The organism is Rhizobium sp. BR 249 (assembly GCF_047445895.1).
Classification (GTDB): domain Bacteria; phylum Pseudomonadota; class Alphaproteobacteria; order Rhizobiales; family Rhizobiaceae; genus Rhizobium.
This window is the reverse complement of the sequence record NZ_JARWKX010000020.1, coordinates 1-25,603: the sequence shown is the minus strand read 5'-3', so window position 1 is coordinate 25,603 and position 25,603 is coordinate 1. Positions and strand designations below refer to the sequence as shown.

Here is a 25,603-nt window from a genome sequence, read left to right as displayed (position 1 = left end):
CAGAATGAAAGCCGAGGACTTTTGCATGGAAAGGGCTTCGCACCCCGCCGTCGGCGGTAGGATTAGCGCCGTTGATGCGGCGCGCGTCAAGAGCCCGGCATGGCCTCGGCGCCATGCCCGGCCGATGCGGAACGGGCTCCGCCACTCTTCACCAGCGTCGTCCCGCCGATGATCAAGGCCAGCGCCAGGGCGTCTGTCCAGAAGAGCTGTTCTTTCAGGAAGATGGCGCCGATCGCCATTCCGACGATCGGGATGAGATAATTGACGGTCGACGAAAATGCGGCGCTCGCACGCTTCGACAAAGTAAGCAGGGATAACCAGCCAAGCGTGGTGCCGATAACGCCGAGGGCGATGCAGGAATAGATCACGTTCAGCGGAATAGGCTTGTCGAAATCGGAAATATGGACGAACGGCACCAGGGTGATCGACGCAACGACCAGACTGAGAGTGGCCGTTCCTAGCTCGTTCGTGGGGCGAAAAAAGCGGACGGATACGATGGTGACGGCGATGCAAAGCGCCGCCAGCGTCAATGCGCCTAGGCCATATATCATGGCTGCGTCGAGATTTACCTTCCCGCGCGCATAAACAATCGCGAAGACACCGGCAAAACCGATCGCCAGGCCGGCAACCGCGCGGGACGTCAGCTTTTCGTCCTGCAGGCACAGATGCGCGATGATCGCCGAGAACATCGGCGTGAGCGCCATCATGACGGAAGCAAGGCCGCTGGGGACTGTTTCCTGGCCAAGCGTCATGAGGCCGAAGGGAAGGGAATTTCCGATCACGGCAAAGACGAGGATGGGCTTCCAATCACGAAAGATCCACCTGTAACCTCTAACCGAAAAGGCGGCCCAGCCGAGAAGCGCGAGAGCCCCGATCGCAAACCGCAGAAAGACGACGGTTCCGCTGGACATCGCCGTAAACGCCACCGTGGTGAGGCTATAGGCGCTGCCTCGGCAGAGAGCGAAAATAACCAGGAGAACGATGCTGCTGCCGGTCGATCGATCTAGTTTCATGGTCTCTTGTCAAGGTTGGAGGTCGGCCCCGCGCGCGAGGTCGCGGCCCTCCGTCGACGATCAGGCGAGCCGCGCGCTTTGTTTTAATTCATGGAGTGGCGTGAAGAAAATTCGATTTCGTCATGTGAGGAATGATCTGCATTCATAGATTGGCTTATGTGCGCTGGCGCATCGGCTGCCCTCAGCCGCGCGTGACGAAAGGACCGGCGGCCCGGGCAGCCTCCTTGCGTATTTGCCGATCCGCGTAGATCCCTTCGATCAGCCGCTTCAGCCACGTCGTTGCCGGGTCGCTCGCCATTTGCTTGTGGATGATCAGCGAGATCGGCATGGACGGGAGCGCAATAGGGGCCTTCGTCAGGCCGACTTCGCTTTTCTCATCAAGAGTGAGGAGAATGCTATCGGCGCAATGGGTGATCAGGTCGGAGCCTCGCAGCACCCAAGGTATCACGAGATAACTGGGTATCGTTGCCGCGACGTGCCGCTGTAATCCCATTTCGCGCAGAACTTTGTCCGCGAGCCCTTCGGACATGCCGTCGGCGGAGATCTGGATATGGGTGGCGGCCAAATATCGTTCGAGGGTCAGGGGTTGGCTGAGCAGTGGGCTGCCGCTCCATATCGCACAGACCAGATCGTCCCGGCCGACTTCGGACAACAGCAGGTTCTGGTCGTCCTGGTCGAAGTTGAGGACGATGGCGCAATCCAGCTTTCTCGTCAGGATCAGTCTTCCGACTTCCTCCTTGGATGTCGGCATCACGTTCAGAGTCGCGTGCGGGGCTTCCGCGCGGAAATGCTTGATCAGTTCGGGGATCACCATCGCGCCGTGATAGTCGATAAGCCCGACCCGGAAGACCCGTCTCGTCTGATCGGGTACGAACAGTTGATAGCGATCGATCGTGGCTCGGATGCTCGCTAGCGCGTCGGAAATTTCGGCGGACAATTCTATGGCCCGTGGGGTTGGCTTCATCGATCCGCCGTCACGAACGAATAATTTGTCCTTGAACAGCGCCCGCAGCTTGCCGAGGGAATGGCTGACGGCGGACTGCGTCCGCCCGAGGCGTTCGGCGGCCACCGTCACATTGCCCTCCCGCATGAGCACGTCGAACACGCGCAGAAGGTTGAGATCGATTCCGCTGAAGTTCATCAAACCTCTCCTGATGGAATGAGCCGCATTCATTTTTTACATTAGCATATCGAATTTGCTTCATCCATCTTCGCTCTCTACTATCGATCCGCGAGCGGACATAAGTCCGATTGGAAAACGAGAGCTGTGGCTATGGACGAGAGAAAGCTAAGGGATATACGCAGCGATATCGCGTATCTGAAGGATAAGATTTACGTCGATAATGCAGCGGTAACGCCGGTTCCGGAGCGTGTTCGGCTGGCAAGCGAACATTACAACACGATCATTGCAGAACAGCTCCGCGATGCGAAGGAAGCCTCGAAACCATACTTCGAGAAAGGCCGTGCCCTGGCCGCAAAACTCGTCGGCTCGTCACCGGAAAATGTGGCTTACGTCCAGAATACCTCGCATGGTCTCTCCCTGGTGGCGCTCGGTGTCGATTGGCGGCCGGGAGACAACCTGGTCGTCTGCGCGCAGGAGTTTCCTTCAAATTACCTATGCTGGGTGCAGTTGGCCGCCAGGGGTGTCGAAGTTCGCCAGATATCGTCGCCGGATGGGCGCCTGGAGCCGGATCAAATTCGCTCGGCGCTGGACAGCCGCACCCGCGTCGTCGCCCTGAGCCATGTGCAGTTCTACAGCGGCTTCAGGGCCGACATATCCACGCTGGGGGCTCTCTGCTCCGAGTTCGGCGCGATGCTGGTCGTTGACGGCACACAGTCGATCGGCGCCATCGATCTGGATGTCGGAGCAACAGGCGTCGACGTTCTCGTCGTCAGCGCGCATAAATGGCTTATGGGACCACGCGGGATCGGTTTTGCCACCTTCTCCGACCGAGCGCTGCGCGAGATCACGCCGCAGATCGTGGGCTGGCTCAGCGTAAACGACCCGTTTGCATTTCATCGGACGCTCGATTTCCTCCCCGATGCACGGCGGTTCGAGCCGGGGACGGCGAACGGATGCGGAATCCTGGGGCTCGCGGAACGCCTCGCTCAGATCGACGAACTCGGCATCGAATGGATAGAGAACCGCGTCCTGTATCTGAACGAACTGCTCTGCGAGACGGCTCTGCGTCACGGGATCCAGCCCGTGCACCAGTTCGAGCCCAGATCGCGCTCGGGCATTACGCTCCTGCGCAAACCAGGGATAGGAGCGGCCGAACTGCATTCGGCTCTCACCGCGCAAGGGGTTTATGCCAGCATCCGAAACGGTGCGATCAGGCTCTCCCCCCACTATTACAACACTGTCGAAGAGATGGAGGAGATTGTCTCGATCATGGTGTCGGCCGGGGGGCAAACGAATGAACGGCATGCTGTTTCGTTCTCGCGATAAATTTCGCGCGAAGTCATGATATTTCGATTGGCCGGCCAACTGCGGCAAGGCTGACAATACGAACCTGTCGAGCGCCTGCACCGGCTCATGCCTTTGCAGGCGCAAGCGTCTTTGCTTTGGCCCTCGGATCTCCGTGATGGATCGGTGGTGAGAGACGCCCACTTCAACTCAGCGATGAACGATTTCGACGGATGCGAAATACGCTGCCGGCCGGTCATGAGCTTCGAAATTGAATGAATACAGTGCATATTGTATATGACAACTATCGATTTGAATAATTCTATGGCCCGCGCGAATATTTCTAAGCAACCAAAAAGGGGAGGCGGAAATGACAAGAATGCTTTGCAATGCGCTGGTCATCGGAGGAATGGTCGCAGCCAATGCTGCCTGGGCTGGTGACTTGCCCAAGAACGACGATGTGCAGTCAACCGGGAAGCTGACCATCCTCAGCCCGATGAACTATGCGCCCTTCGAATTCGTCGGCGAAGACGGCAAGCCCGCGGGTCTCGATATCGAGCTTGCTCAAGCCATGGCCGATGAACTGGGCGTCAGCCTCGACATCGTCGTGACGCCTTTTCAGACAATGTTCCCCAGCATCGCGGCCGGCCGCGGCAAAATCGCCTGGAGTACCTTCACCGTCACTGGCGAAAGACTGAAGATCGTGGACTTCGTTTCGTTCCTGAAGTCGGGCATCGTTCTCATCACGCCGGCCGATAAGGTTTCGAAGTTCAAATCAAAAGACGATGTCTGCGGCGCAAAGATCGCCGTTCACGGCGGCTCGTCGGCGGATTTCGCGGTCGACAAATTGAGCGCGGACTGCAAGGCGGCCGGCAAGCCGGACATTCAGAAGGCGCTTTATCCCGAGCAGAAGGACACGATCCAAGCCGTTCTGGCCGGCCGGGCCGATGGTCGATTGGATGATACGACCGCGGCGATCTACTACGTCGATCACAGCAACAATACGATGGCGGTCGCGCCGGGCGAGTACTTCCCTCTTCCGCTCGGGGTGGCGGTGCCGAAAAACGACAAGCAAACCGCCGAGATGATGCAGAAGGCTTTTCAGCATCTTATCGACAACGGGACCTATCTGAAGATTCTCGACAAATACAAGATGGGGCCGGCGGCGGTGACGCATTCGGAGGTGATCACCAGCGCCGACCAGCTGCCGCAGTAAAGGCGGCGATGGCTTCGCGGCCGGTTTCGGATGCGAAGCCATTCGGTTTCCCTACGGAAATTCGCGTCAAGCCGGTCGAGTTCGGCCGGTTTGCGCCAATCGGATCGAGAACTATCATGTCGAAAACATCTGGAAAGGGCGTACAGGCCTCCGCGCAAATCAACGCCGACAGCCTGACGGTCGTGCCATTGCGCCATCCTTTTCGCGTCGCAGCCATAAGCATCGTCGCGGTTGGATTGCTCGCCGTCGCCTACGCGATCTTCACCAATCCCAATTTGCAGTGGCCGGTCGTCAGGCAGTATATGCTGCACCCCGTCATTCTCGAGGGGCTGAAAACAACACTGATATTGACGGTGGTCATCCTGTTTTGCGCCGTCGTGCTCGGCACCGCCGTCGCGCTGATGATGCTGTCTCCCAGCAGACTGCTTTCTGTCCCTGCGCGCGGATATATCTGGCTCTTTCGAGGGGCTCCAGCCCTCGTCCAGATCATATTGTGGTACAATCTGTCGCTCGTCTTTCGAACCATCACCTTATGGATTCCTGGGATCGGAACGGTATTTTCGGTGCCGATGAACGATGTGATGACGCCCATCACCGCCGGGGTCCTGGCGCTCTCCCTGCATGAATCCGGATATATGGCGGAGATTATCCGTGGCGGGCTCAAGTCTGTCGCCAAGGGGCAAACCGAAGCGGCGATTTCGCTTGGGATGACCCCTTCCCAACTGATGCGTCGCATCATCCTGCCCCAGGCGATGCGAATTATCATTCCTCCGACCGGCAACGAAGCCATCAACCTTCTCAAGATGACTTCGCTCGTGAGCGTCATCACGGTGGCCGACCTGCTCTATGCCGCCCAGTCCATCTATGCGCGGACCTTCGAGACCATGCCTTTGCTTCTCGTCGTCACCTGCTGGTACTTGATCATCGTATCCATCATGACGTTCGGCCAGTACCATCTGGAACAGTATTTCTCCAGGGACGAGCAGCCGCTTCGGAAGTCCTTCCTCGGCACTTTGATCAAGTCCGCCTTCAACTTTCGCCACCGGGAGATTGCAGCATGAGCGCGCTTATCTCGCATAAGGAAAAATTCGGAGTGGCGCAGAACGTCATGGTGCATGCGTCTGCCGTCCGGAAGTCGTTCGGGCACCTCGAAGTCCTGAAGGGCGTCGACCTCCAGGTTCCCGAAGGGTCCGTCGCCTGCATCATCGGTCCGTCGGGATCGGGCAAGAGCACCTTCCTGCGGTGCATCAACCACCTGGAGGAGATCAACGGAGGCCTTCTATTGGTGGACGGTGATTTCGTCGGCTACCGGCTCGAAGGTGATAAGCTCTACGAACTGTCCGCAGCGGCGATTTGCAGGCGGCGTGCCGACATCGGCATGGTGTTCCAGCAGTTCAATCTCTTCCCCCATATGACCGTTCTGGAAAACCTGATCGAAGCTCCGACGCGTGTTCGTGGGGAGGATGCCGCCAGCGCCAGGAGACATGCTCTCCAGCTTCTCGATCGAGTCGGCCTGAGCGAGAAGGCGGGTTCCTACCCTCGAAGCCTTTCGGGCGGACAGCAGCAGCGCGTTGCAATCGCCCGCGCGCTGGCCATGAAGCCGAAGGTTCTGCTGTTCGATGAACCCACTTCCGCGCTCGATCCCGAGCTCGTCGGCGAGGTCCTGGCGGTCATGAAGGATCTGGCCACCAGCGGCATCACCATGGTGGTCGTCACCCATGAGATCGGTTTTGCCCGCGACGTTGCCGATCAGCTCGTTTTCATGGATGGCGGTGTCGTCGTCGAGACGGGAGAGCCGCGCGAGATGATCGCAAATCCCAAGTCCGCGCGCACGCGCGAATTTCTGGCGAGAGTTCGCTGATGAAGGCGTGCGCCGTTGGCGCGCATTCGTAACATCGATCATGGATACAGAACATGCAAAAGATAGATACCGCAACCGCTCCGAAGGCCATCGGGCCCTATTCTCAGGCAATCGCTCACAACGGCTTCTTGTTCGTGTCGGGCCAGCTTCCGTTGGACCCGGCGACCGGAAACATATCCGGCGAGACCTCGGCCGAGCAGGCTCGTCAATGCCTTGATAACCTGCGGGCCATCGCCGAGGCTGCCGGGGCCGATATGAGCAAAGTCGTCAAGACGACAGTGCTTTTGGCCGATCTGGCGGCATTCGCAGCGGTCAACGACGTCTATGCCGGTTATTTCAGCGACCCCTTTCCGGCACGAGCTTGCTATCAGGTCGCGGCACTCCCCAAAGGCGCCCTCGTCGAGATCGAGGCCGTGATAGCGCTGGAATAATGCCCGCGCAGTTTGGTGTCGGATATCCGGCTTTCAACTCGGACGCGGCATGCGTTGCAGCCGACGCCGCCGCGCAATTTTTTTCTGCGATCCGCCGATAAGCCGGGAAAGAACCGGTATCTGCGGGCGAATATGGCCCGGATGGCTCTCCGATTTAACCAAGATCAAACGAGTTTGGCCGTATGGTCAATTCGTTACATGTCTTGGAAGGTGGATCCAACGCGGTGAATGGCATCTGGACGCAATTTGGTGGCAACCTTTCTTTCGTGTGCCTGGCAATTTCGCTTTGGGCGCATTTCTCGATCCAGTTTCAGCGTCGGTCGTCCACCCAGGAAAAGATCGCCTTCGGTATCGTAGCCGGCGGCGCCTCCGTCGGGTCCATATTCCTGGCCGTCGAATTCAACTCCGGCATCTACATCGACCTTCGCTTTGCCCCGCTCGCCCTGGCCGGCATGTTCGGGGGGCCGATTGCGGCGGCTTTTGCCGCTTCGCTGGCGATCGCCTTTCGTTTCGTCGTCGGCGGCGCGGCCATGATCGACGGGATCATCGCGATCCTTGCTGCGACCGGCATCGGTCTGGCGGGTCATTTCTGGACGCGAAAGAGATCTCCGGAGTTCCGGGACGTTGCGTTGCTGAGCCTTGGCCTCGGCATTGCGCTGGTCGCGTCGATGGCCTTGCTTCCCACCCTGGTGAATGCCCATGTGCTGGCCGGCGTCGGTTTTCCGCTGACATCGTTGAATTGCCTGGCGACGGTGCTCGGCGGTTTCGTTCTCCTGAAGACGCAGCAATGGGAACTGGAGCGGAGCATATTGGTGACCGCGTTTTCGCAGTCGCCCGATTATCTCTATGTGAAGGACCGGAACAGCCGCTTCATCACGGTCAATGAAAACATGACCCGCCTCTTCCGTTTCCGGACGACGGCGGAGATGACCGGATTGTCGGATTTCAATCTGATGTCGCCGCCGCTCGCGGAAGAACTGTATCATCTCGAACAGCAGGTGATGGAGACGGGGAAGCCGCTGATCGACTCCACCGAACGGATCGAAGGCCGGTTCCTGCTCGCTTCCAAAGTGCCGCTGAGGGACAAGCAGGGGCGGGTGATCGGCCTTGCCGGCGTGACGCGCGATATGACCGAGCGGACCGCGCTGGAGCGCGAGCTGCGCGAAAGCAAGAACCTGCTGTCGCATGCGATGGCGAATATGTCCGACGGCATCGCCATGTACGACGGCAAAGGCTTTCTTATCTTCTGCAATGATCAGTACCGCGACGCCTTTCCGCTGTCCGGGGACGCCCGCGTGGTCGGCGCGCATATCAGCGACATCCTGCGCCGCGTCATCGAAACCGGCGAGCGGCCCGCTATCGCGGAGCTTGATCCGGAGGAGTGGATGAAGGCCGCCAGCGCCTCGCTGCACAGCAACAAGGACGAAGAGGTTCAGCTTCACAACGGCGATTGGCGCAGCATCCGGACGAGAATTGCCGGAGACGGCACGGCGATGGCCGTCGTCTCTGATATCACGGCGACGAAGCAGGCGGAAATCGCGCTCAGGCTGTCTGCGGAGCAACTGAAAAATCTCGCCGAGACCGACGGGCTCACCGGCATCGTCAACCGTCGGGCCTTCGACGAGACTTTCGCGCGCGAGACAGCCGGCAGCACCAGGAGAAACACGCCGTTCAGCCTGCTGATGGTCGATATCGACCGCTTCAAGGCTTATAACGATACTTACGGCCATCCCGCCGGAGACCAGTGTCTGCGCGTCGTCAGCAAGTGCCTGCGCCACTCCGTCAGCCGCCCGGCGGATATCGTCGCGCGTTACGGCGGCGAGGAATTCGTGGTGTTCCTCCCCGATACCAGCGCCAAGGGCGCGATGATCGTTGCCGAACAATTCGCACGCCGCCTTGCCCAGGAAAACATCGCGCATTCCGGCAGTGAATTCGGGCGGGTAACGGCGAGCATCGGCATAGCCTGCGCAACGGGAGCTGTCTTGAGGACCAACCCGAACCGTCTCCTGACGGAAGCCGATGCCGCGCTCTACGATGCCAAGACGCAGGGGCGCAATCGCATCCTGGCCCATTCGCCCAATCCGGACCGGCATGTCATGAAGGATGCGGGTTAGCCGTATCGCGCGGACGCGGCGCCTTTCTTGATAGATTTTTTCTATCGAACCATCGTTTGTGCGGCCTTGATGTTTTTCCGGCTTCGACGATACAGGGCGCATGGACACAAAATTCATCGGTAAGAAATCGTCGGCAGCCGGCGGCTGGGGCGCCCTGAAGAGTTGCGGCAAGCAATTGCTGCAAAGCGGCATGCCCATCTCCGGGGCGCGGACGATGCTGAAGGCGAACCAGCCTGACGGTTTCGATTGCCCGGGCTGCGCCTGGGGCGATCCGGAACACGGATCGTCGTTCGAATTCTGCGAAAACGGCGTGAAGGCCGTCGCCTGGGAGGCGACGGAGAAGCGGGCGACACCCGCCTTCTTCGCGGCGAACACCGTCACCGAGCTTCGCCGGCTGTCGGATTACGAGCTGGAGCTCAACGGCCGCCTGACGCATCCGATGCGCTACGACGCGGCGAGCGACCGTTACCTGCCTGTTGCCTGGGAGGACGCCTTTGCCGAGATCGGCAGCATCCTCAAAGGTCTCGACAATCCCAACCGGGCGGAGTTTTACACGTCGGGCCGGGCGAGCAACGAGGCGGCCTTCCTCTATCAGCTGTTCGTGCGCGTTTACGGCACCAATAATTTTCCCGATTGCTCCAACATGTGCCACGAGGCGAGCGGCATCGCCATGAAGCAGGCGGTCGGCGTCGGCAAGGGCACCGTGCTTCTGGAGGATTTCGAAGAGGCCGACGCTATCTTCGTCATCGGCCAGAACCCCGGCACCAACCATCCCCGGATGCTCGGCGACCTCCGCCGCGCGGCGATACGCGGCGCGCGCGTCGTCGTCTTCAATCCCCTTCGCGAGCGCGGCCTGGAGCGCTTCTCCGATCCGCAGGACAAGATCGAGATGCTGCGCGGCGGCTCGACCGACATCGCCAGCCACTACCTGCAGCCGCATCTCGGCGGCGACATGGCCGCGGTCAGGGGCATGGCGAAGGCGGTTTTGGCCGCGGAAGACGCGGCTGCCGCCGCCGGCCTGCCCTCCGTCCTCGACCATGCGTTTCTTGCCGAACATTGCGCCGGTTTTGCCGAATACCGGGCAGCCGTCGAGGCGACCGGCTGGGCCGAGATCGAGGACCAGTCGGGACTGCGCCGCGAGGAGATCGAAAAGGCGGCCGAGGTCTATATCAAGGCCGAACGGGTGATCTGCACCTGGGCGATGGGTGTCACCCAGCACCTGCATTCGGTGGCGACGATCCGCGAGATCGCCAACTTCATGTTCCTGCGCGGCAATATCGGCAAGCCCGGCGCCGGCCTCTGCCCGGTTCGCGGCCATTCCAACGTGCAGGGCGACCGCACCGTCGGCATCAACGAAAAGCCGTCGGACGATTTCCTCGATGCGCTGGAGAAGCACTTCGGCTTTGCCGTTCCCCGCGACCATGGCCATAATGTGCTTGCCGCAATCGGGGCGATGCTCGACGGTTCGGCCGAGGCTTTCATCGGCCTTGGCGGCAATTTCGCGCGCGCCACACCCGACAGCGCGCTCGTCGAAAAGGCGCTGCGGCGGCTGAAGCTGACGGTCCATATCGCGACCAAGCCCAACCATTCGCATCTCATGCCGGGCGAGACGGCCTTCATCCTGCCGTGCCTGGGGCGCACGGAGATGGACCGCGATGCCGCGGGCGGCTCCCAGCTCGTCAGCGTCGAGGATTCGATGAGCATGGTGCATGGCTCCGCCGGCATCAACCGGCCGGCCTCGCCGCATCTTCTCTCGGAGGTTGCCATCATCGCCGGCATGGCGCAGGCGACGGTCGGTTCCGCCGTGGTCGGCTGGGCGGAACTCGCCGGTGACTACGATCTTATCCGCGATCATATCGAAGCGACCATTCCGGACTTCGAAAACTATAACGAGCGCCTGCGCAAGCCGCGCGGCTTCCACCTGCGCAATGCGGCGGCGCATCGGGAATGGCAGACGCCGGCCGGCAAGGCGGCGTTTTCGTCCGAGGCGCTTCCTGACGAGACGGTGCACCAGCGTGCGCGCAAGGGCGAGGGCCGTTTCGCCCTGCAGACGTTCCGGTCGCACGACCAGTACAATACCACCGTCTACGGCCTCGACGATCGATATCGCGGCGTCTATGGAGAGCGGCAGGTCATCTTCATCCATCCCGAGGATCTGGAGGCGATGAATGCGAAAGCCGGCGACCGGATCGACGTGGTCGGCGAGCACGATGACGGCATAGCGCGCATCGCTGAGGATTTCCGCTTCGTGCCCTATGACATTCCGAGAGGCAGTATCGCCGGCTATTATCCCGAATTGAACGTGCTCGTGCCGCTTGGCAGCGCCGGCACGGAGAGCGATACGCCAACCTCGAAATCGATCATGGTCTCCTTCCGCCGGCGAAACGCCGCGTGAGCGAAGAGGCGCCGGAGGCCGCCCGTTTTCTCGCCCTCGTCGCCGCGGCGCAGGAGCGGGATAGCAGGCTCACATCCATACAGGCGGGCCTCCTCGTTGCGGCGGAACTGGGGATTGCGCGTGACAGCCGCTCCTTTGCGCGCATGCTGGGGATCGCGCATTCCCTCGTGCTGCGGGATCTCAACGCGCTCGCCGAGCGCGAAGGCGTGCTCGAGATCGTCAAGCGGGACCCGAGGACGATGAGAGTGCATTACGCGCTGACGTCTACCACGTCGCCGTAAGCGGCGTCCCTATCGGTGGCCGACACGCTTTCTGGTGTCGGAAGGATATTCTCCGTATGTCGACCTGTAGACCGCGGAAAACCGGCCGAAATGAAAGAAGCCCCATTTCAGACAGATTGCCCTCATGGTCTCGTTGCTCTCGGGATCGAGCAGGTCCTGCCGCGCCGCGCGCAGGCGCAGTGTCAGCAGGTAGGCAGCGGGAGAGGTTCCCCTGAATGCGCGAAAGCCGGTTTCGAGCGCCCGGCTGGATACGCCGGCGGCTTCGGCGACCTTCGGCATGGTGATCGGCTGGTCGATGTTGGCCTGCATGAATTCGATCGCCTTGCGGATATGCCTGGGAGCGATCAACGCTGGTCCCTTGTCCAGGAAGTGGGAGAGGCGATTGGGCACCATGCGCACGACCAGCTCGGCCAGCGCCTGCGTCATATGCGCCATGGCGATCGGCGATTGCAGCAGCGGCCCGTCATCGCGCATGCCGATGGCGATCGTTTCCGTCAGGCTGGCGATCGTGCGGCCGGCCGGCGTGGAGAGATCGAGTTCGGGCAGGAGATCGAGAGAGCCGCTGAACGGTATCTCGAAGGTCTGGCCGATCGTCTGAAGGATGACGGACCAGTTGATCAGCAATTCATCGATGACATTGGACTGACCGTGCATGATGACGCTGTCAGGCTCGAAATTGTTATAGAGCAGCAGTTTTCCCTCTCCCGCCTCGGCGACGCGGGACCCATAGGTTACGCCCATGCCGCCGCTGCGCGGCACGACGATCGACAGATATTCGGCTGTATCCACCGTCGGCTCGATGTTGAACTGAAACTCCGCCTCGTGATAGCCGGTGAGCAGAACCGCGCTTTCGGTCGCGGAAAAATCCAAGCCCCAATGAAAGTCCTGAGAGCGGCCGACAGGCTCGGCATCGAATGCGCCAAAGGCGCCGCCAAGGGTTTCGACCATGTTGTCGAAGGATGAACCGCGAAATCGAAACGAGAATGGCGGAGGGGTGTTTTCGGACATGCTGCTCCCGGTGCGTGATTATGTCGACGGCATCCGACATACATGGATGCCGGTTTGACGCATGTTCTTCTTGCGGCCGCGCAGGTCGCCATTGACCACTTCCTCCGTCGCCTCGGTACAGGCGGAGGGGTGATAGGAAGCTTAGCCTGATGTTACACGATCCGAGTTCGGAGTGCAGCAAGTCGGCCGCATCAAACTGCGGGTTTGATGGTGCGTTCTAGCCGGGCGCGGGTGCAAATGTGATCGAGGGGGGGCGCGAGGTTGCCTGCCGAAGGATATCTAGTGGACCGCTGAGATGGCCTTCGGCAGGCAGACAGGCAAGCATACGCACAGGATGGGGTGCGTATGGATGTATCCTTCCATCCTCTTGGGGTGACGAATGGATGGATTTCTTTGGGACCGCGGACCATCATGGACCCGGTCAAAAGTCATCTTATTGTTCCGCAGCGATCGAGCAATTATCGGGTCACGATATTATTGGCCGATCGATCTTTCGCGACGCAGTCTGGACTAAACTTGCGCAAAATGTATAGGCGGGCTCTCTCCCGGAGCGCCGTGCTTCCTTTCGGGCGCACGAGGGAGCGAACACTTTCAATCCTTGCATCCGCTTTTCGAAAAGCGATTCCGATTTTTGGACTAAACATCCGGGCCGGCCGTTCGAGGCGCTGACCTGCGCAAAGCCGACACAGATCTCAAATTTCTCATTTGGCATAAGCGAAATAGCGTTGGTCGGGGATCGCGCCGCTCGCTCGTTATTCGTGCGCTTTGGCGGGTGCGCCGGCAATGCTCCTGCGGACATGGCGAACCGCGGTCCAGACGGCAAAGAGCACGAGCGGGATGGCGCCGAGAACGGCGAGCTTCGTCACGTGCGGATCGACGCCGAGAGCGGAAATGCTTTCGAGGCAGATCTTGGCGAGGCCGATGGCATAATAGGTGATGGCGATGACGGAGAAGCCTTCGACCGCCTGCTGAATATGCACCTGGATGCGCGCCCGCTCTTCCATCGAGGTCAGCAGCGAGGCGTTCTGGTCTTCGAGCTGCACCTGCACCGTGGTTCTCAACAGGTCGCCGGCGAGGCTGACGCGTTCGGCCAGTTCGTCGAGACGGCGTTCGGCGGCGCGGACCGAGCGGACGGCCGGCTGGAATCGCCGGTCGATGAAGGTGCCGATCCGCTGACGCTGCTCGGCGCGCTCCTCGCGAAGCTCCGACAGGCGGCTGGCGACGATCTCGGCATAGGCGTTCGTCGCGCCGAAACGGTGGCGGGCGAGTGCGGAAAAGTTGAGGACATCGGAGGAGAGTCTGGTCACTTCGGAAAGCAGCGCCTTGTCGACTTTGACGGCGCTCTGCATATGCGCGATCAGGAGGTCGAGGCGCCGGTCGAAGGCCGAAAGTTTCGACACCGTCTCGCGCGCCATCGGCAGCGCCAGAAGCGCCATCATCCGGTAAGTCTCGATCTCCAGGAAGCGCCTCACCATGCGGCCGGTGCGATAGGCGTTGAGGTTTCGATTGAAGAACAGGAATTCGACGAAACCGCTGTCGCTCAGCCGGAAATTCGAATGCACTTCCGCATCGCCGCCGCCGACCTTGGATGCGACATAGTCGAGCTTCGGTTTTTCGAGAGCCTGCCCGTCCTTCTCGTCGCGAACCAGCACGCGGACGGCGGCAATGACCTTGCCGTCGATCTGCCGGCAGCAGGTCTGAAAGGCTTCAGGCGGGTTGCTGCCGGGTTCGGCGGATGCGGGAATGACGAAGGTGAGGGTCAGGAATTCGGTATGGGCTTCCCATTTCAGCCGGCCGCCGCCGAAGCGGCCGATGCCGTGGCTGCCCTGGTGTGTCGTGGAAACATCCTCCAATCCCGGCAGAGAAGCGGGAAGCGGAGGAGGGGCGTTGTCGCCGACGATGGCGACGTGCCAGACATCGGTGTCGCCATCAAAATAAAGCGACGGCCGCGCATGGAGCTCGTTGTGTAACTCCTTGCGCAGCGGATGCTCGGACGCCAGTGGCATGCCTCTCCCTCACGGAGCTTCAGAGCGCGACCGAAAGGGCACTATTGCGTTGGTGAGCCGCCTCTTGCGAGTTCACCATAGCGCTGGCAAGTTGACGGAAAGTGACGAGGCCCAGAGTTTCCCCGGATGGCGAAATCACTCTGGCATCGCCTTCCGGCGCAGACGCCAGCATCCGGACGGCTTCTTCGACGGTCGTTCCCGCCGCAATCGCCAGCCCGACCGGCGCCGCACCGGAGTGCACCGGCGTCATGACGGCTTCGACGTGGATGACGCGGCCCCGGTTCACTTCCTTGACGAAGTTGGCGATGTAGTCGTCGGCCGGGCGCAGGACGATGTCCTGGCTGGTGCCCTGCTGGATGACTTCGCCGTCGCGCAGGATGGCGATCTGGTCGCCGAGGCGCAAAGCCTCGTCGAGATCGTGGGTGATGAAGACGATGGTCTTCTTGATCTCCTTCTGGATGTCGAGAAGGACCGTCTGCATATCCGTGCGGATCAAGGGGTCGAGCGCCGAATAGGCCTCGTCCATCAGAAGCACCGGCGCATCGTTGGAAAGTGCGCGCGCCAGGCCGACGCGCTGCTGCATGCCGCCGGAAAGCTGGTTCGGATATTTCCGCTCGAAGCCCTTCAGCCCGACGCGCTCGATCCAGCGCATGGCGATTTCAACGGCTTTCGCACGCTCCATGCCCTGCACTTCGAGGCCGAAGATGGTGTTGTCGAGGACATTGCGGTGCGGCAGAAGTGCGAACTTCTGGAACACCATCGCCGTCTGCTGCCGGCGAAACGTCCGCAATTCGGCTTCGTTCATCTTCACCACGTCGACGCCGTCGACCAGCACTTCGCCTGACGTCGGATCGATCAGGCGATTGATGTGGCGGATGAGCGTCGACTTGCCCGAACCGGAAAGGCCCATGATGACCTGAATGCAGCCGGAGGGAATCTCGACATTGATATCCCTGAGGCCGAGGACATGACCGTGTTTTTCGTTGAGTTCGGTCTTCGTCAGGCCCTTCTGGACCGCGTCGACATAGGTCGTGGGATTGGGGCCGAAGATCTTGTAGAGGTGGCGGATCTTGATGCCGCCGAAACGATGCTCAGCCATGGACGGTCTCCTGATGCTTCTGGAGCCTTTTGCCATAAGCCTGGCTGACCCGGTCGAAGATGATGGCGATGCCGACGATGGCAAGGCCGTTGAAAATGCCCAGCGTGAAATATTGGTTGGCAATCGCCTTCAGCACCGGCTGGCCGAGGCCCTGGACGCCGATCATGGAAGCGATGACCACCATGGCGAGCGCCATCATGATCGTCTGGTTGATGCCGGCCATGATGGTGGGAAGCGCCAGCGGCAACTGCACCTTGAACAGCTTCTGCGATCGCGACGTCCCGAAGGCGTCGGCCGCTTCCAGCACGTCCTTGTCGACCAGACGGATGCCGAGATCGGTGAGCCTGATCATCGGCGGGATGGCGTAGATGACCACGGCGATCAGGCCTGGCACCTTGCCGATGCCGAGCAGCATGACGACCGGGATGAGATAGACGAAGCTCGGCATCGTCTGCATGACGTCGAGGATCGGGTTGACGATACGCTGCAGCCGGTCTGAGCGGGCCATCAGGATGCCGATCGGAATGCCGATGGCGATGGAGAGCACGGTACAGACGAAGATCATCGAGACCGTCCGCATCGTGTCGTCCCACATGTCGAAATAGCCGATCAGCAGCAATGTGACGAGACAGCCGACGACGATCTTCAGGCTGCGGCTCGCAAACCATGCGATGACGAGGATGATCGCCGTAATGATCGGCCAGGGCGTCTGCGTCATGAAGCGCTCGGCGGCGATGAGGAAATGCTGGAGCGGGACGAAGAGGCTCTCGATGCCGTCGCCATAGCTGCGCGTAAAGGCACGAAAACCGTCGTCGATCGCCTTCTTCAGATTTCGAAGCGCGTCGTCGTTCATGTGTGGGAATTTATAAAACCATTCCATTCGGATCCCCTTTTTCTTCAAAGAGCCGTGGCAGTCTTTTTGATTTTATCGGCAGCGAGAGGCGGTGCGCTTTCGCGCACCGCGTTAGTCAATGTTAAAGCGCAGCTTCGATCTTCTTGGCTGCTTCAGGCGAGACCCACTTGGTCCAAATGTCCTTGTTTTCTTCAAGGAAGTGCTTGGCGCCGTCTTCGCCGGTCGCCTGGTTGTCGGTCATCCAGGCCATCAGCTTGTTGACGGTGTCGTTGGACCAGGAGCGCTTCTTCAGGTAGTCCATCACCTCAGGCCCGACCTTTTCGGAGAAGGGCTTGGCAACCAGGGTGACGACGTGGTCGACCGGCCACGCTGCGGCCTTCGGGTCGGGGCAATCGGCAACGGTGATGCAACGCTTCCATTCGGCGGCATCCTCCGGCACGCCGGCTTCCAGCTTGACCATCGCGTATTTGCCAAGCAGTGCGGTCGGCGCCCAGTAGTAGCCGACCCAGCCTTCCTTGCGTTCGTAAGCCTTGGCGATCGAGCCGTCGAGACCGGCAGCCGAGCCGGTGTCAACGAGCGTGAAGCCCGCCTTCTCTGCGTCGAAGGCCTTATAGAGCTGCGAGGTGACGACGGTGCCGCCCCAGCCCTGCGGGCCGTTGATGATGGCGCCCTTCTTGGCATCCTCGGGATCGGGGAAGAGTTCCGGATGCTTCAGCACGTCGCCGATCGTCTTGATATCGGGATGCGCGTCGGCGATGTATTTGGGAATCCACCAGCCCTGCACGCCACCGTCCGGCAGCGGCGAGCCGACCTGGACGATACGGCCTTCGTCAGTGCCCTTCTTGACGACGTCGGGCAGCAGGTCGATCCAGGCTTCGGGCGCGATATCCGGCTGGCCCTTCTCGGCCATGGAGGTGATCGTCGGGACGGTGTCGCCGACGGTGATGTCGGCCTGGCAGCCGTAGCCTTCGTTCAGGATGAACTTGTCCAGGTTGGAGAGAACTTCGGCGCTCTGCCAGTTCATGCTGGCGATGGTCACGCTGCCGCATTCGGCGGCGCTGGCGAAAGACGCGCCGCCGATCAGGCCGAACGTCAAACATGTCGATACAAGTAGTTTCTTCATTCTCGTTCCCTCTGCTTAACGGCTTGTGTTGTCGAACGGGGCGCCGCAGAACCCGTTCCAACGGTTGTCAGGAAGGTTCTCCCATACTCACCGATTTCTTGAATGCCGCCGAAAGGCCACTGGCGACCGAAGCGTCGAACCCGGCGGCGCGCATCGTTTCGATGGCTGCCGCGGTGGTGCCGCGATAGTCGAGAAAGGCCTGAACGACGTCATCGGGACATTCGTCGCTGCGATCGAGCAGCCGGCCGGCGCCCGATATCACCGTGTTGACGGCACGGCGCGCAACCTCGGCCGGCAGGCCATGAGCAACGGCGTCGCGCATCATGGCCGCGGCAAGCAGCGCCGGGAATGCCGGCCCGGAGCCGGTAAGGCCGGTGAGGTAATCGATGTCGCTTTCCCTTGCGACCTCGTCCTCAGACCCGCAGGCTTCGAAAATGGCGCGGACGACGGCCCGGTCATCCCCGGTGATGCCGCTCGCGCCGATCCAGGGCGTATAGGATTTCGCCACTTCCGCAGCGGCATTCGGCAGGGCGCGCACGACGCGGCCGGTCTTGTGGCGCTCCGAAAGGGCGCTCAGGCGAATGCCGGCCATGACCGAGATGACGAGCTTGCCGGCGGCGTCGACTTGAAGCGGATGCCAGTCGTCCGGGCGGACGGAGAGAAGGATCACGTCCGAGCGGTCGGCAAGCTCCTGGCTGTCGGCGGTCCAGAAGGAATCCGGGAAGCGCTGCGGCTGCTCTCTGCGATAGGAGAGGCAGAGATTTTGAGGATCGACCAGGCCGGAATCGAGGATCGAACCGGCGATGGCTCCACCGAGCCAGCCGCCGCCGCCAATAATACCGATCCTCAAGGAAACGCTCATCTCGGTTTCCTCTAGCCGGGCCTATAGCCATGCCGGGCGAAGAAGCGGTCGAGCTCCCTCTGCTGCGGCACTTCGCCCGTGTAGATCGCGATATATTCCGGAATCCGTTTCATGCGGATGGCGAGTTCCTCCCTCGATTGCATGGAAATGTAGCCGATCTGAACGAGGTAAGTTGTCCGCGCTCTGACATCTGATGTCGTTTCTGGTACCCCGAACCGCATGAACATGCGTTTGAGCGCCTCCATGCGAATTTGATCGGCCTGCTGGACCTCGGCCAGGAGTTCGTCCGACTGCAGCGCCCAGCTACGTACGGCAAACTCGAATTTGGCGTCGAAGAGGTCGGTGTTCAGCCAGCAATCGAAAACGTTGAGCATCGCTTCGGCCAGCGATTCCGCGTAGGCTTCGGACTGCTTGACGATATTGCCGGTGTTTTTCTCGCGCCATCGCGCCACGAGTGCGCTCAACAGTTCCTCCCGATCCTTAAAGAACCAGTAGAAGCTCGTTCGTGAGAGGTTGAGCTTCTTCGCCAGGGGCAGAATTTTCACCGAATCCACGCCTGAATCCAGAAGGGAGTGGTAAGCCGCTTCCAGCCATCCCTCCTGTGATCCGCGCCAGCCAGTGTCGTTCAAAGCCTGATCCATAGATAATCTCCTATCAAATTCCGGAGCCTTGCGCAAGAAAAATGTACACAAGTGTCGAAAATAACGACTTACTTGTTTTCAGCATTGACACATATGTACATTGCACTTAGCGTCTCGTCTGACATATTTTTAATACGGAACCACGGCCCATGTCGAACGATCCTCTCCTTCAGCCCTACCAGCTCAAGCATTTGAAGTTGCGTAACCGTATCATCGTCACCTCGCACGAGCCGGCCTATCCCGAGGACGGCATGCCGAAGGAGAAATACCGGGCCTATACGGTGGAGCGCGCCAAGGGCGGCGTGGCCCTGACGATGACGGCGGGCTCGGCCGCCGTTTCCAGGGACAGCCCGCCCGTCTTCAACAACCTGCTGGCTTACAAGGACGAAATCGTGCCCTGGATCAGGGAGATGACCGACGCCGTGCATGAAGAGGGGGCGGCGATCATGATCCAGCTCACCCATCTCGGCCGGCGCACGCGCTGGGACAAGGGCGACTGGCTGCCGGTCGTCGCTCCATCCCACCATCGCGAGGCTTCGCATCGCGCCTTCCCGAAGAAGATGGAAGACTGGGACATCGAGCGCATCATCAAGGATTTCGCGGATGCGGCCGAGCGCATGAAGGCCGGCGGCATGGATGGAATCGAGCTGGAGGCCTACGGCCACCTGATCGACCAGTTCGCGTCTCCGCTGACCAACGAACTCGACGGCCCCTATGGCGGCGCGCTCGAAAACCGCATGCGCTTCTGTCTCGATGTGTTCAAGGCGATCCGCGAGAGGGTCGGGAACGAATTCATTCTCGGCGTGCGCTATACGGCGGACGAATGTCTGCCCGGTGGCAACGGCCAGGCCGAAGGCATCGAGATTTCGAAGCGGATGCGCGACAGCGGCCTCATCGACTATCTGAACGTCATTCGCGGCCACATCGACACCGATGCCGGCCTGACCGACGTCATCCCGATCCAGGGCATGGCGAACTCGCCCCATCTCGATTTTGCCGGTGAAATCCGCGCCGCGACCAACTTCCCGACCTTCCACGCCGCGAAGATTCCCGACGTCGCCACCGCGCGTCATGCGATCGCGGCCGGCAAGGTCGACATGGTCGGCATGACCCGCGCGCACATGACCGACCCGCACATCGTCCGCAAGATCATCGAGAAGCGGGAAGAGGATATCCGCCCCTGCGTCGGCGCCAACTACTGTCTCGATCGCATCTATCAGGGCGGGGCTGCCTATTGCATCCACAATGCCGCCACCGGCCGCGAGCTGACCATGCCGCATATTCTTGCGAAGGCCGATCATAAAAAGAAGGTCGTCATCGTCGGCGCCGGCCCGGCTGGTCTGGAAGCGGCGCGCGTCGCCGGGGAGCGCGGCCATGAGGTCGTCGTCTTCGAAGCGGCGAACAATCCGGGCGGCCAGATCCGGCTCACCGCCCAGAGCGAGCGCCGCAGGGAAATGATCAGCATCATCGACTGGCGCATGAGCCAGTGCGAGAAATACGGCGTCACCTTCCACTTCAACAGCTGGGCCGAAGCCGACACGATCGAGGCCGAAAATCCTGACGTCGTCATCATCGCCACCGGCGGCCTGCCGCATACGGAAGTTCTGACGAACGGCAACGAGCTGGTGGTCTCCTCATGGGACATCATTTCCGGCGACGTGAAGGCCGGCTCCAACGTGCTGATCTTCGACGATGCCGGCGATCATGCCGGCCTGCAGGCGGCGGAGTTCCTCGCCAAATCGGGCGCCAAGGTCGAGATCATGACGCCGGACCGGTCCTTCGCGCCGGAGGTCATGGCCATGAACCTGGTGCCCTATATGCGTTCGCTCCAGAAGTACGACGTGACCTTCACCGTTACCTATCGCCTGGAGGCCGTCGAAAAGAGCGGCAACCAGCTCGTCGCTCATATCGGCAGCGATTACGGCGGCATTGCCCGGCAGCACAGCTACGACCAGATCGTCGTCAATCACGGGACCATCCCGCTCGACGAGCTCTATTTCGAACTGAAGCCCAAGTCGAAAAACCTCGGCGAGATCTCGCACGACCAGCTTCTGCAGGGGGAGCCGCAATCCGTCATTCGCAATCCCGAGGGCAAATTCCAGCTGTTCCGGATCGGCGATGCCGTCGCTGCGCGCAACACGCATGCCGCTGTCTATGACGGTCTGCGCATCGCGAAGGATATATGATCGCAATAACTGCCGGCTGCCAGCCGATCGGGAGAGGATGATATGAGTGTGCGTAATGAAAGCCTCCAGCACTTCCTGGAGGCGGCTTCCCTGGCTTTCGGCCAGTTCGCCGAGGCTCCGGAAGCCCGCCGCTCGGTCGGTCAGATCTTTGCGGCGCTGGAACGACCGGGAACGGCGCGCGCGGGCAAGGGAAGCCGGTTGCCTGTCTGCGCTCACCTCGATATGGCGCTCGCGGTCGATACGTCCTATGCTTGCCTGACGCGGTTGATCGAGGGGTTCAAAGGCATCGAGCCAATGCTTGAATGGGGTCGACGCACCAAGTATGACCACACGGCCAGCGACAATTTCGTCGATGGGCATGCCAATGCCATGATCGTCGGGCCGGGCGGATTGGAGGAGCGAAGCGACCTGTGGTTCGGCGTGACGTTGATGGCGCCTCACGTGCGCTATCCCGATCACGACCATGCGCCGGAGGAAGTCTATCTCGTGCTTTCCAAGGGGGAGTTCCAGCAGGGGGAGGGGAACTGGTTTTCGCCTGGTATCGGCGGATCGTTCTACAATATTCCCGGGATCAAACATGCCATGAGGTCGGTGGAGACGCCGCTCTTCGCCTTCTGGGTGCTGCTTGCCGATCGGCCGCATTGACGGCCTGAAGTCTGAAGCATGTCGCGCAAAGCCGTGCAGCGGTTTTGCGATAACGGCATGCGTGAAACAAAGAATTAGAGCGCGGGCCAAGCGAATCTGAAAGATCGCGGCGCGCTTTGGAATAAAAGGGGTTCGCACATGAAGATTCTCGTCCCAGTCAAACGGGTTGTCGACTACAACGTGAAGATCCGGGTGAAGCCGGATGGCACGGGTGTCGAGCTTGCCAATGTGAAGATGTCAATGAACCCGTTCGACGAGATCTCGGTGGAAGAGGCTCTGAGATTGAAGGAGGCCGGCAAGGCCGAGGAAGTGGTGGTGGTGTCGATCGGCCCCGCCAAGGCCGAGGAGACGCTGCGGACGGCACTTGCCATGGGCGCCGACCGGGCGATCCTGGTCGAGACCGAGGATGCCGTCGAACCGCTCACTGTGGCCAAGATCCTGAAGGCGGTCGCCGATGCCGAACAGCCGGGCTTGATCATCACCGGCAAGCAGGCGATCGACGACGATTCGAACCAGACCGGCCAGATGCTGGCGGCGCTCTTGGGTTCGGCCCAGGCGACCTTCGCCTCGAAGATCGAGATCGGTGACGGCAAGGCGACGGTGACACGCGAAGTCGATGGCGGCCTGCAGACGATCGAGATCAAGCTGCCGGCGGTCGTCACCACCGATCTGCGTCTGAACGAACCGCGTTATGCCTCACTGCCGAACATCATGAAGGCGAAGAAGAAGCCGCTCGACAAGAAGGTTCCTGCCGATTTCGGTGTCGATACGACGCCGCGGCTGAAGGTGCTGAAGACCGAGGAGCCGTCTGGCCGCAAGGCCGGCGTCAAGGTCAAGTCGGTCGCCGAACTGGTCGACAAGCTCAAGAACGAAGCCGGCGTGCTCTAAGGTTCGAAAGGAATATCACCATGACCATTCTTCTTCTGGCCGATCATGACAATGCCAGCCTTTCCGACCAGACCGCCAAGGCGCTGACSGCKGCMAGCCAGATCGGCGGCGATATCCACATTCTCGTTGCCGGCAAGGCTGCCAAGGCTGCGGCCGATGCGGCGGCCAAACTCTCCGGCGTCTCCAAGGTGCTGCTCGCCGAAAGCGACGAGCTYGCCAACAATCTGGCCGARCCGCTTTCCGACCTGATCGTTTCGCTGGCCGGTTCCTACGACACGATCCTCTCGGCCGCCACTTCGGTCGGCAAGACGGTGCTGCCGCGCGTGGCCGCTCTTCTCGACGTCGCCCAGGTCTCGGAGATCATCGAGGTCGTTTCATCCGATACCTTCAAGCGTCCGATCTATGCCGGCAATGCCATCCAGACGGTGCAGGCAAGCGATGCCAAGAAGGTCATCACCGTGCGCACCGCTTCCTTCGCCTCCGCTGGTCAAGGTGGTTCGGCAAGTGTCGAGGCGATCCCGGCTGTCTCTAATCCGGGCCTGTCGCGTTTCGTCTCCGATGCGCTGTCGGCCTCGGAACGTCCGGAACTGACCTCGGCGAAGATCATCATCTCGGGTGGCCGGGCACTCGGTTCTGCCGAGAAGTTCAAGGAAGTCATCCTGCCGGTTGCCGACAAGCTCGGCGCCGCCGTCGGTGCATCGCGCGCCGCCGTCGATGCCGGCTATGCCCCGAACGACTGGCAGGTCGGCCAGACCGGCAAGGTGGTCGCGCCCGATCTCTATATCGCCGCCGGCATTTCCGGGGCGATCCAGCATCTGGCCGGCATGAAGGACAGTAAGGTGATCGTCGCCATCAACAAGGATGAGGAGGCGCCGATCTTCCAGGTTGCCGACTACGGCCTCGTCGCCGATCTCTTCGACGCACTGCCGGAGTTGCAAAAGGCGCTCTGAGCGGGGGAACCGAACGTGGCTCGCGTCGTAGGACGTCCAATCAAACCTGGTGCCGACCTTCTCCTCAACGATGATACGAAGCCGGCCTATGTTCGGCTGCACGACATCGGGAGGGAAAGGCGTCCGCAGCCGCTGCAGGAATTCCTCAATGGCGTCGGCGGGCTGATGCTGTCGGCGGAAGCCCCTGCCGTTGCCAGTTTCGTCGCCGGCAAGGTTCTCCAGAAGCTGCTCAAGACAGGCAAGATGCGCGCCGAGGGCCAGCCTCTTCCGGGCGCACCGGAAGGCCTTGATGATGCCGTCGCCCATCTTGCAAAATCGGGACGGAAATACGAGGCGCTCGCCGGCCAATTCCGCAGCCTCGCCGACAGCCTGCTCTGGCGGCGCGGCCGCTCCGGACCCTTCGCCAGCCTGAATTTCGGCAATACGCATTCCCATGCGGTCGTGGTCGGGCCTGGCGGCATGGAGGAACGCGCCGATCTCCGGCTCGGCGTCATTTATATGAATCGCTACACCCGGTTTCCCGATCATGTTCAGACACAGCCGCGCGCTTTCCTTCTGCTGTCGCCGGCGGAAATCTCCCTTGGCGATTCCCAGTGGTTTTCTGCCGCGACCGGCACAGTCTTCGCAAACGACGCCGGGCAATCCTTCGCGATAAGATGCACGGCCCGCCCGCTTCTCGCGGTCTGGTGCCAGGTCGAACCGGAGACGAATGGATGAGCGAGATGACTGACCTGCCCGAACGCGAGAGCATGGAATTCGACGTCGTGATCGTCGGCGCCGGTCCTGCCGGTCTGGCGGCGGCGATCCGGCTGAAGCAGGTCGATCCGGAACTGTCGGTGGTGGTGCTGGAGAAAGGCGCTGAGGTCGGGGCGCATATCCTCTCAGGCGCCGTCGTCGATCCGATCGGCATCGACCGGCTGCTGCCCGGCTGGCGCGAGGATGCCGATCATCCCTTCAAGACCGAGGTGACGGCCGATCATTTCCTGGTGCTCGGCCCGGCCGGCTCGATCCGTTTGCCGAACATGCTGATGCCGCCGCTGATGAACAATCACGGCAATTACATCGTCTCGCTCGGAAACGTCTGTCGCTGGCTGGCGACCAAGGCCGAAGAACTCGGCGTCGAGATCTATCCGGGCTTTGCCGCAACCGAAGTGCTCTACAATGAGGCGGGTGCGGTGATCGGTGTCGCCACCGGCGACATGGGCATCGAGAGGAACGGCGAGCCCGGCCCGAACTATACTCGCGGCATGGAACTGCTCGGCAAATATGTGCTGATCGGCGAGGGCGTGCGCGGTTCGCTCGCCAAGCAGCTGATCGCCAAGTTCGATCTACAGAAGGATCGCGAGCCGCAGAAGTTCGGCATCGGCATCAAGGAGCTCTGGCAGGTCAAGCCGGAGAACCACAGGCCGGGCCTGGTGCAGCACTCCTTCGGCTGGCCGCTCGGCATGAAAACCGGCGGCGGCTCCTTCCTCTATCATCTCGAAGACAATCTGGTGGCGGTCGGCTTCGTCGTCCATCTGAACTACAAGAACCCCTATCTCTATCCCTTCGAGGAGTTCCAGCGCTTCAAGACCCATCCGGCGATCCGCGGCACCTTCGAGGGCGGCAAGCGGCTCTCCTATGG

The 25,603-nt window shown here is 61.0% G+C and carries 23 protein-coding genes; 14 read left to right on the top strand and 9 right to left on the bottom strand.

Annotation, left to right across the window (positions count from 1 at the left end):
- Nucleotides 1–86: 86 nt before the first annotated feature.
- Both QD408_RS18725 and QD408_RS18720 read right to left on the bottom strand, forming a co-directional pair.
- Nucleotides 87–1,013 (bottom strand): DMT family transporter, encoded by a 927-nt coding sequence (locus QD408_RS18725; RefSeq protein ID WP_414140319.1) that lies wholly within the window; start codon nt 1,011–1,013, stop codon nt 87–89.
- A gap of 181 nt (nt 1,014–1,194) precedes the next feature.
- Nucleotides 1,195–2,154, bottom strand: coding sequence for a LysR family transcriptional regulator (locus QD408_RS18720; RefSeq protein ID WP_414140318.1), 960 nt, complete (start codon nt 2,152–2,154; stop codon nt 1,195–1,197).
- A gap of 132 nt (nt 2,155–2,286) precedes the next feature.
- Here QD408_RS18720 and QD408_RS18715 point away from each other — a divergent pair, with 132 nt between their 5' ends.
- The 8 genes from QD408_RS18715 to QD408_RS18680 all read left to right on the top strand — a co-directional run bounded on the left by QD408_RS18715 (nt 2,287) and on the right by QD408_RS18680 (nt 11,718).
- Nucleotides 2,287–3,462 carry an aminotransferase class V-fold PLP-dependent enzyme gene (locus tag QD408_RS18715; RefSeq protein ID WP_088684078.1) on the top strand — a complete coding sequence of 392 codons (1,176 nt, stop codon included), beginning with the start codon at nt 2,287–2,289 and terminating at the stop codon, nt 3,460–3,462.
- Nucleotides 3,463–3,790: 328 nt separating this feature from the next.
- Nucleotides 3,791–4,636, top strand: a complete 846-nt coding sequence (locus tag QD408_RS18710; RefSeq protein WP_414140317.1) for an ABC transporter substrate-binding protein — start codon at nt 3,791–3,793, stop codon at nt 4,634–4,636.
- A gap of 8 nt (nt 4,637–4,644) precedes the next feature.
- Complete coding sequence (locus QD408_RS18705; protein ID WP_414140316.1) at nt 4,645–5,697, top strand: amino acid ABC transporter permease; 1,053 nt, start codon at nt 4,645–4,647, stop codon at nt 5,695–5,697.
- The gene (locus QD408_RS18700) at nt 5,694–6,497 is read left to right on the top strand and encodes an amino acid ABC transporter ATP-binding protein (protein ID WP_088684080.1); all 804 of its coding nucleotides are present in this window, start codon (nt 5,694–5,696) and stop codon (nt 6,495–6,497) included. The genes QD408_RS18705 and QD408_RS18700 overlap by 4 nt, the downstream gene beginning before the upstream one ends.
- 53 nt (nt 6,498–6,550) lie before the next feature.
- On the top strand, nt 6,551–6,928 hold the full coding sequence (locus tag QD408_RS18695; RefSeq protein WP_088684081.1) for a Rid family detoxifying hydrolase: 378 nt from the start codon (nt 6,551–6,553) through the stop codon (nt 6,926–6,928).
- Nucleotides 6,929–7,110: 182 nt separating this feature from the next.
- Nucleotides 7,111–9,042 (top strand): diguanylate cyclase, encoded by a 1,932-nt coding sequence (locus QD408_RS18690; RefSeq protein ID WP_414140315.1) that lies wholly within the window; start codon nt 7,111–7,113, stop codon nt 9,040–9,042.
- Nucleotides 9,043–9,142: 100 nt separating this feature from the next.
- Nucleotides 9,143–11,437 (top strand): FdhF/YdeP family oxidoreductase, encoded by a 2,295-nt coding sequence (locus tag QD408_RS18685; protein ID WP_414140314.1) that lies wholly within the window; start codon nt 9,143–9,145, stop codon nt 11,435–11,437.
- Nucleotides 11,434–11,718, top strand: coding sequence for a hypothetical protein (locus tag QD408_RS18680; RefSeq protein ID WP_414140313.1), 285 nt, complete (start codon nt 11,434–11,436; stop codon nt 11,716–11,718). Before QD408_RS18685 ends, QD408_RS18680 begins: the two co-directional genes overlap by 4 nt.
- Before the next feature lie 9 nt (nt 11,719–11,727).
- Here the strand turns inward: QD408_RS18680 and QD408_RS18675 are convergent, their stop codons facing one another.
- The 7 genes from QD408_RS18675 to QD408_RS18645 form a co-directional block, all read right to left on the bottom strand.
- On the bottom strand, nt 11,728–12,726 hold the full coding sequence (locus tag QD408_RS18675; RefSeq protein ID WP_414140312.1) for an AraC family transcriptional regulator: 999 nt from the start codon (nt 12,724–12,726) through the stop codon (nt 11,728–11,730).
- 752 nt (nt 12,727–13,478) lie between these two features.
- Nucleotides 13,479–14,732, bottom strand: a complete 1,254-nt coding sequence (locus tag QD408_RS18670; protein ID WP_414140311.1) for a DUF3422 domain-containing protein — start codon at nt 14,730–14,732, stop codon at nt 13,479–13,481.
- Between the two features lie 19 nt (nt 14,733–14,751).
- Nucleotides 14,752–15,831 carry a quaternary amine ABC transporter ATP-binding protein gene (locus QD408_RS18665; protein WP_088684087.1) on the bottom strand — a complete coding sequence of 360 codons (1,080 nt, stop codon included), beginning with the start codon at nt 15,829–15,831 and terminating at the stop codon, nt 14,752–14,754.
- On the bottom strand, nt 15,824–16,711 hold the full coding sequence (locus QD408_RS18660) for an ABC transporter permease (RefSeq protein ID WP_088684088.1): 888 nt from the start codon (nt 16,709–16,711) through the stop codon (nt 15,824–15,826). Before QD408_RS18660 ends, QD408_RS18665 begins: the two co-directional genes overlap by 8 nt.
- A gap of 94 nt (nt 16,712–16,805) precedes the next feature.
- Nucleotides 16,806–17,807 carry an ABC transporter substrate-binding protein gene (locus QD408_RS18655; RefSeq protein WP_414140310.1) on the bottom strand — a complete coding sequence of 334 codons (1,002 nt, stop codon included), beginning with the start codon at nt 17,805–17,807 and terminating at the stop codon, nt 16,806–16,808.
- 67 nt (nt 17,808–17,874) lie between these two features.
- Nucleotides 17,875–18,669 (bottom strand): pyrroline-5-carboxylate reductase family protein, encoded by a 795-nt coding sequence (locus QD408_RS18650; protein ID WP_414140309.1) that lies wholly within the window; start codon nt 18,667–18,669, stop codon nt 17,875–17,877.
- Between the two features lie 11 nt (nt 18,670–18,680).
- On the bottom strand, nt 18,681–19,310 hold the full coding sequence (locus QD408_RS18645; RefSeq protein WP_088684091.1) for a TetR/AcrR family transcriptional regulator: 630 nt from the start codon (nt 19,308–19,310) through the stop codon (nt 18,681–18,683).
- A gap of 149 nt (nt 19,311–19,459) precedes the next feature.
- Here QD408_RS18645 and QD408_RS18640 point away from each other — a divergent pair, with 149 nt between their 5' ends.
- The 6 genes from QD408_RS18640 to QD408_RS18615 form a co-directional block, all read left to right on the top strand.
- Nucleotides 19,460–21,496 carry an FAD-dependent oxidoreductase gene (locus QD408_RS18640; protein WP_414140308.1) on the top strand — a complete coding sequence of 679 codons (2,037 nt, stop codon included), beginning with the start codon at nt 19,460–19,462 and terminating at the stop codon, nt 21,494–21,496.
- 42 nt (nt 21,497–21,538) lie between these two features.
- Nucleotides 21,539–22,141, top strand: coding sequence for a dimethylsulfoniopropionate lyase (locus QD408_RS18635; protein WP_414140307.1), 603 nt, complete (start codon nt 21,539–21,541; stop codon nt 22,139–22,141).
- Nucleotides 22,142–22,279: 138 nt separating this feature from the next.
- Nucleotides 22,280–23,029, top strand: coding sequence for an electron transfer flavoprotein subunit beta/FixA family protein (locus tag QD408_RS18630; RefSeq protein WP_414140306.1), 750 nt, complete (start codon nt 22,280–22,282; stop codon nt 23,027–23,029).
- A gap of 20 nt (nt 23,030–23,049) precedes the next feature.
- The gene (locus QD408_RS18625) at nt 23,050–23,979 is read left to right on the top strand and encodes an electron transfer flavoprotein subunit alpha/FixB family protein (RefSeq protein ID WP_414140305.1); all 930 of its coding nucleotides are present in this window, start codon (nt 23,050–23,052) and stop codon (nt 23,977–23,979) included.
- A gap of 15 nt (nt 23,980–23,994) precedes the next feature.
- A complete protein-coding gene (locus QD408_RS18620) occupies nt 23,995–24,696 on the top strand; it encodes a dimethylsulfonioproprionate lyase family protein (protein WP_414140304.1) in 702 nt (233 codons plus the stop codon).
- Nucleotides 24,693–25,603 (top strand): NAD(P)/FAD-dependent oxidoreductase (locus QD408_RS18615; RefSeq protein ID WP_414140303.1); only part of this gene is annotated, 911 nt, incomplete at its 3' end. The genes QD408_RS18620 and QD408_RS18615, both read left to right, overlap by 4 nt.

Excerpts from the sequence above, each read along its gene's own strand:
- QD408_RS18700 (WP_088684080.1), top strand. The coding sequence starts at position 5,694 with ATGAGCGCGCTTATCTCGCATAAGGAAAAATTCGGAGTGGCGCAGAAC.
- QD408_RS18650 (WP_414140309.1), bottom strand. The coding sequence starts at position 18,669 with ATGAGCGTTTCCTTGAGGATCGGTATTATTGGCGGCGGCGGCTGGCTC.
- QD408_RS18635 (WP_414140307.1), top strand. The coding sequence starts at position 21,539 with ATGAGTGTGCGTAATGAAAGCCTCCAGCACTTCCTGGAGGCGGCTTCC.
- QD408_RS18710 (WP_414140317.1), top strand. The coding sequence starts at position 3,791 with ATGACAAGAATGCTTTGCAATGCGCTGGTCATCGGAGGAATGGTCGCA.
- QD408_RS18690 (WP_414140315.1), top strand. The coding sequence starts at position 7,111 with ATGGTCAATTCGTTACATGTCTTGGAAGGTGGATCCAACGCGGTGAAT.
- QD408_RS18720 (WP_414140318.1), bottom strand. The coding sequence starts at position 2,154 with ATGAACTTCAGCGGAATCGATCTCAACCTTCTGCGCGTGTTCGACGTG.
- QD408_RS18640 (WP_414140308.1), top strand. The coding sequence starts at position 19,460 with ATGTCGAACGATCCTCTCCTTCAGCCCTACCAGCTCAAGCATTTGAAG.
- QD408_RS18715 (WP_088684078.1), top strand. The coding sequence starts at position 2,287 with ATGGACGAGAGAAAGCTAAGGGATATACGCAGCGATATCGCGTATCTG.
- QD408_RS18630 (WP_414140306.1), top strand. The coding sequence starts at position 22,280 with ATGAAGATTCTCGTCCCAGTCAAACGGGTTGTCGACTACAACGTGAAG.
- QD408_RS18725 (WP_414140319.1), bottom strand. The coding sequence starts at position 1,013 with ATGAAACTAGATCGATCGACCGGCAGCAGCATCGTTCTCCTGGTTATT.
- QD408_RS18695 (WP_088684081.1), top strand. The coding sequence starts at position 6,551 with ATGCAAAAGATAGATACCGCAACCGCTCCGAAGGCCATCGGGCCCTAT.
- QD408_RS18660 (WP_088684088.1), bottom strand. The coding sequence starts at position 16,711 with ATGGAATGGTTTTATAAATTCCCACACATGAACGACGACGCGCTTCGA.
- QD408_RS18665 (WP_088684087.1), bottom strand. The coding sequence starts at position 15,831 with ATGGCTGAGCATCGTTTCGGCGGCATCAAGATCCGCCACCTCTACAAG.
- QD408_RS18675 (WP_414140312.1), bottom strand. The coding sequence starts at position 12,726 with ATGTCCGAAAACACCCCTCCGCCATTCTCGTTTCGATTTCGCGGTTCA.
- QD408_RS18645 (WP_088684091.1), bottom strand. The coding sequence starts at position 19,310 with ATGGATCAGGCTTTGAACGACACTGGCTGGCGCGGATCACAGGAGGGA.
- QD408_RS18655 (WP_414140310.1), bottom strand. The coding sequence starts at position 17,807 with ATGAAGAAACTACTTGTATCGACATGTTTGACGTTCGGCCTGATCGGC.
- QD408_RS18670 (WP_414140311.1), bottom strand. The coding sequence starts at position 14,732 with ATGCCACTGGCGTCCGAGCATCCGCTGCGCAAGGAGTTACACAACGAG.
- QD408_RS18705 (WP_414140316.1), top strand. The coding sequence starts at position 4,645 with ATGGCTTCGCGGCCGGTTTCGGATGCGAAGCCATTCGGTTTCCCTACG.
- QD408_RS18685 (WP_414140314.1), top strand. The coding sequence starts at position 9,143 with ATGGACACAAAATTCATCGGTAAGAAATCGTCGGCAGCCGGCGGCTGG.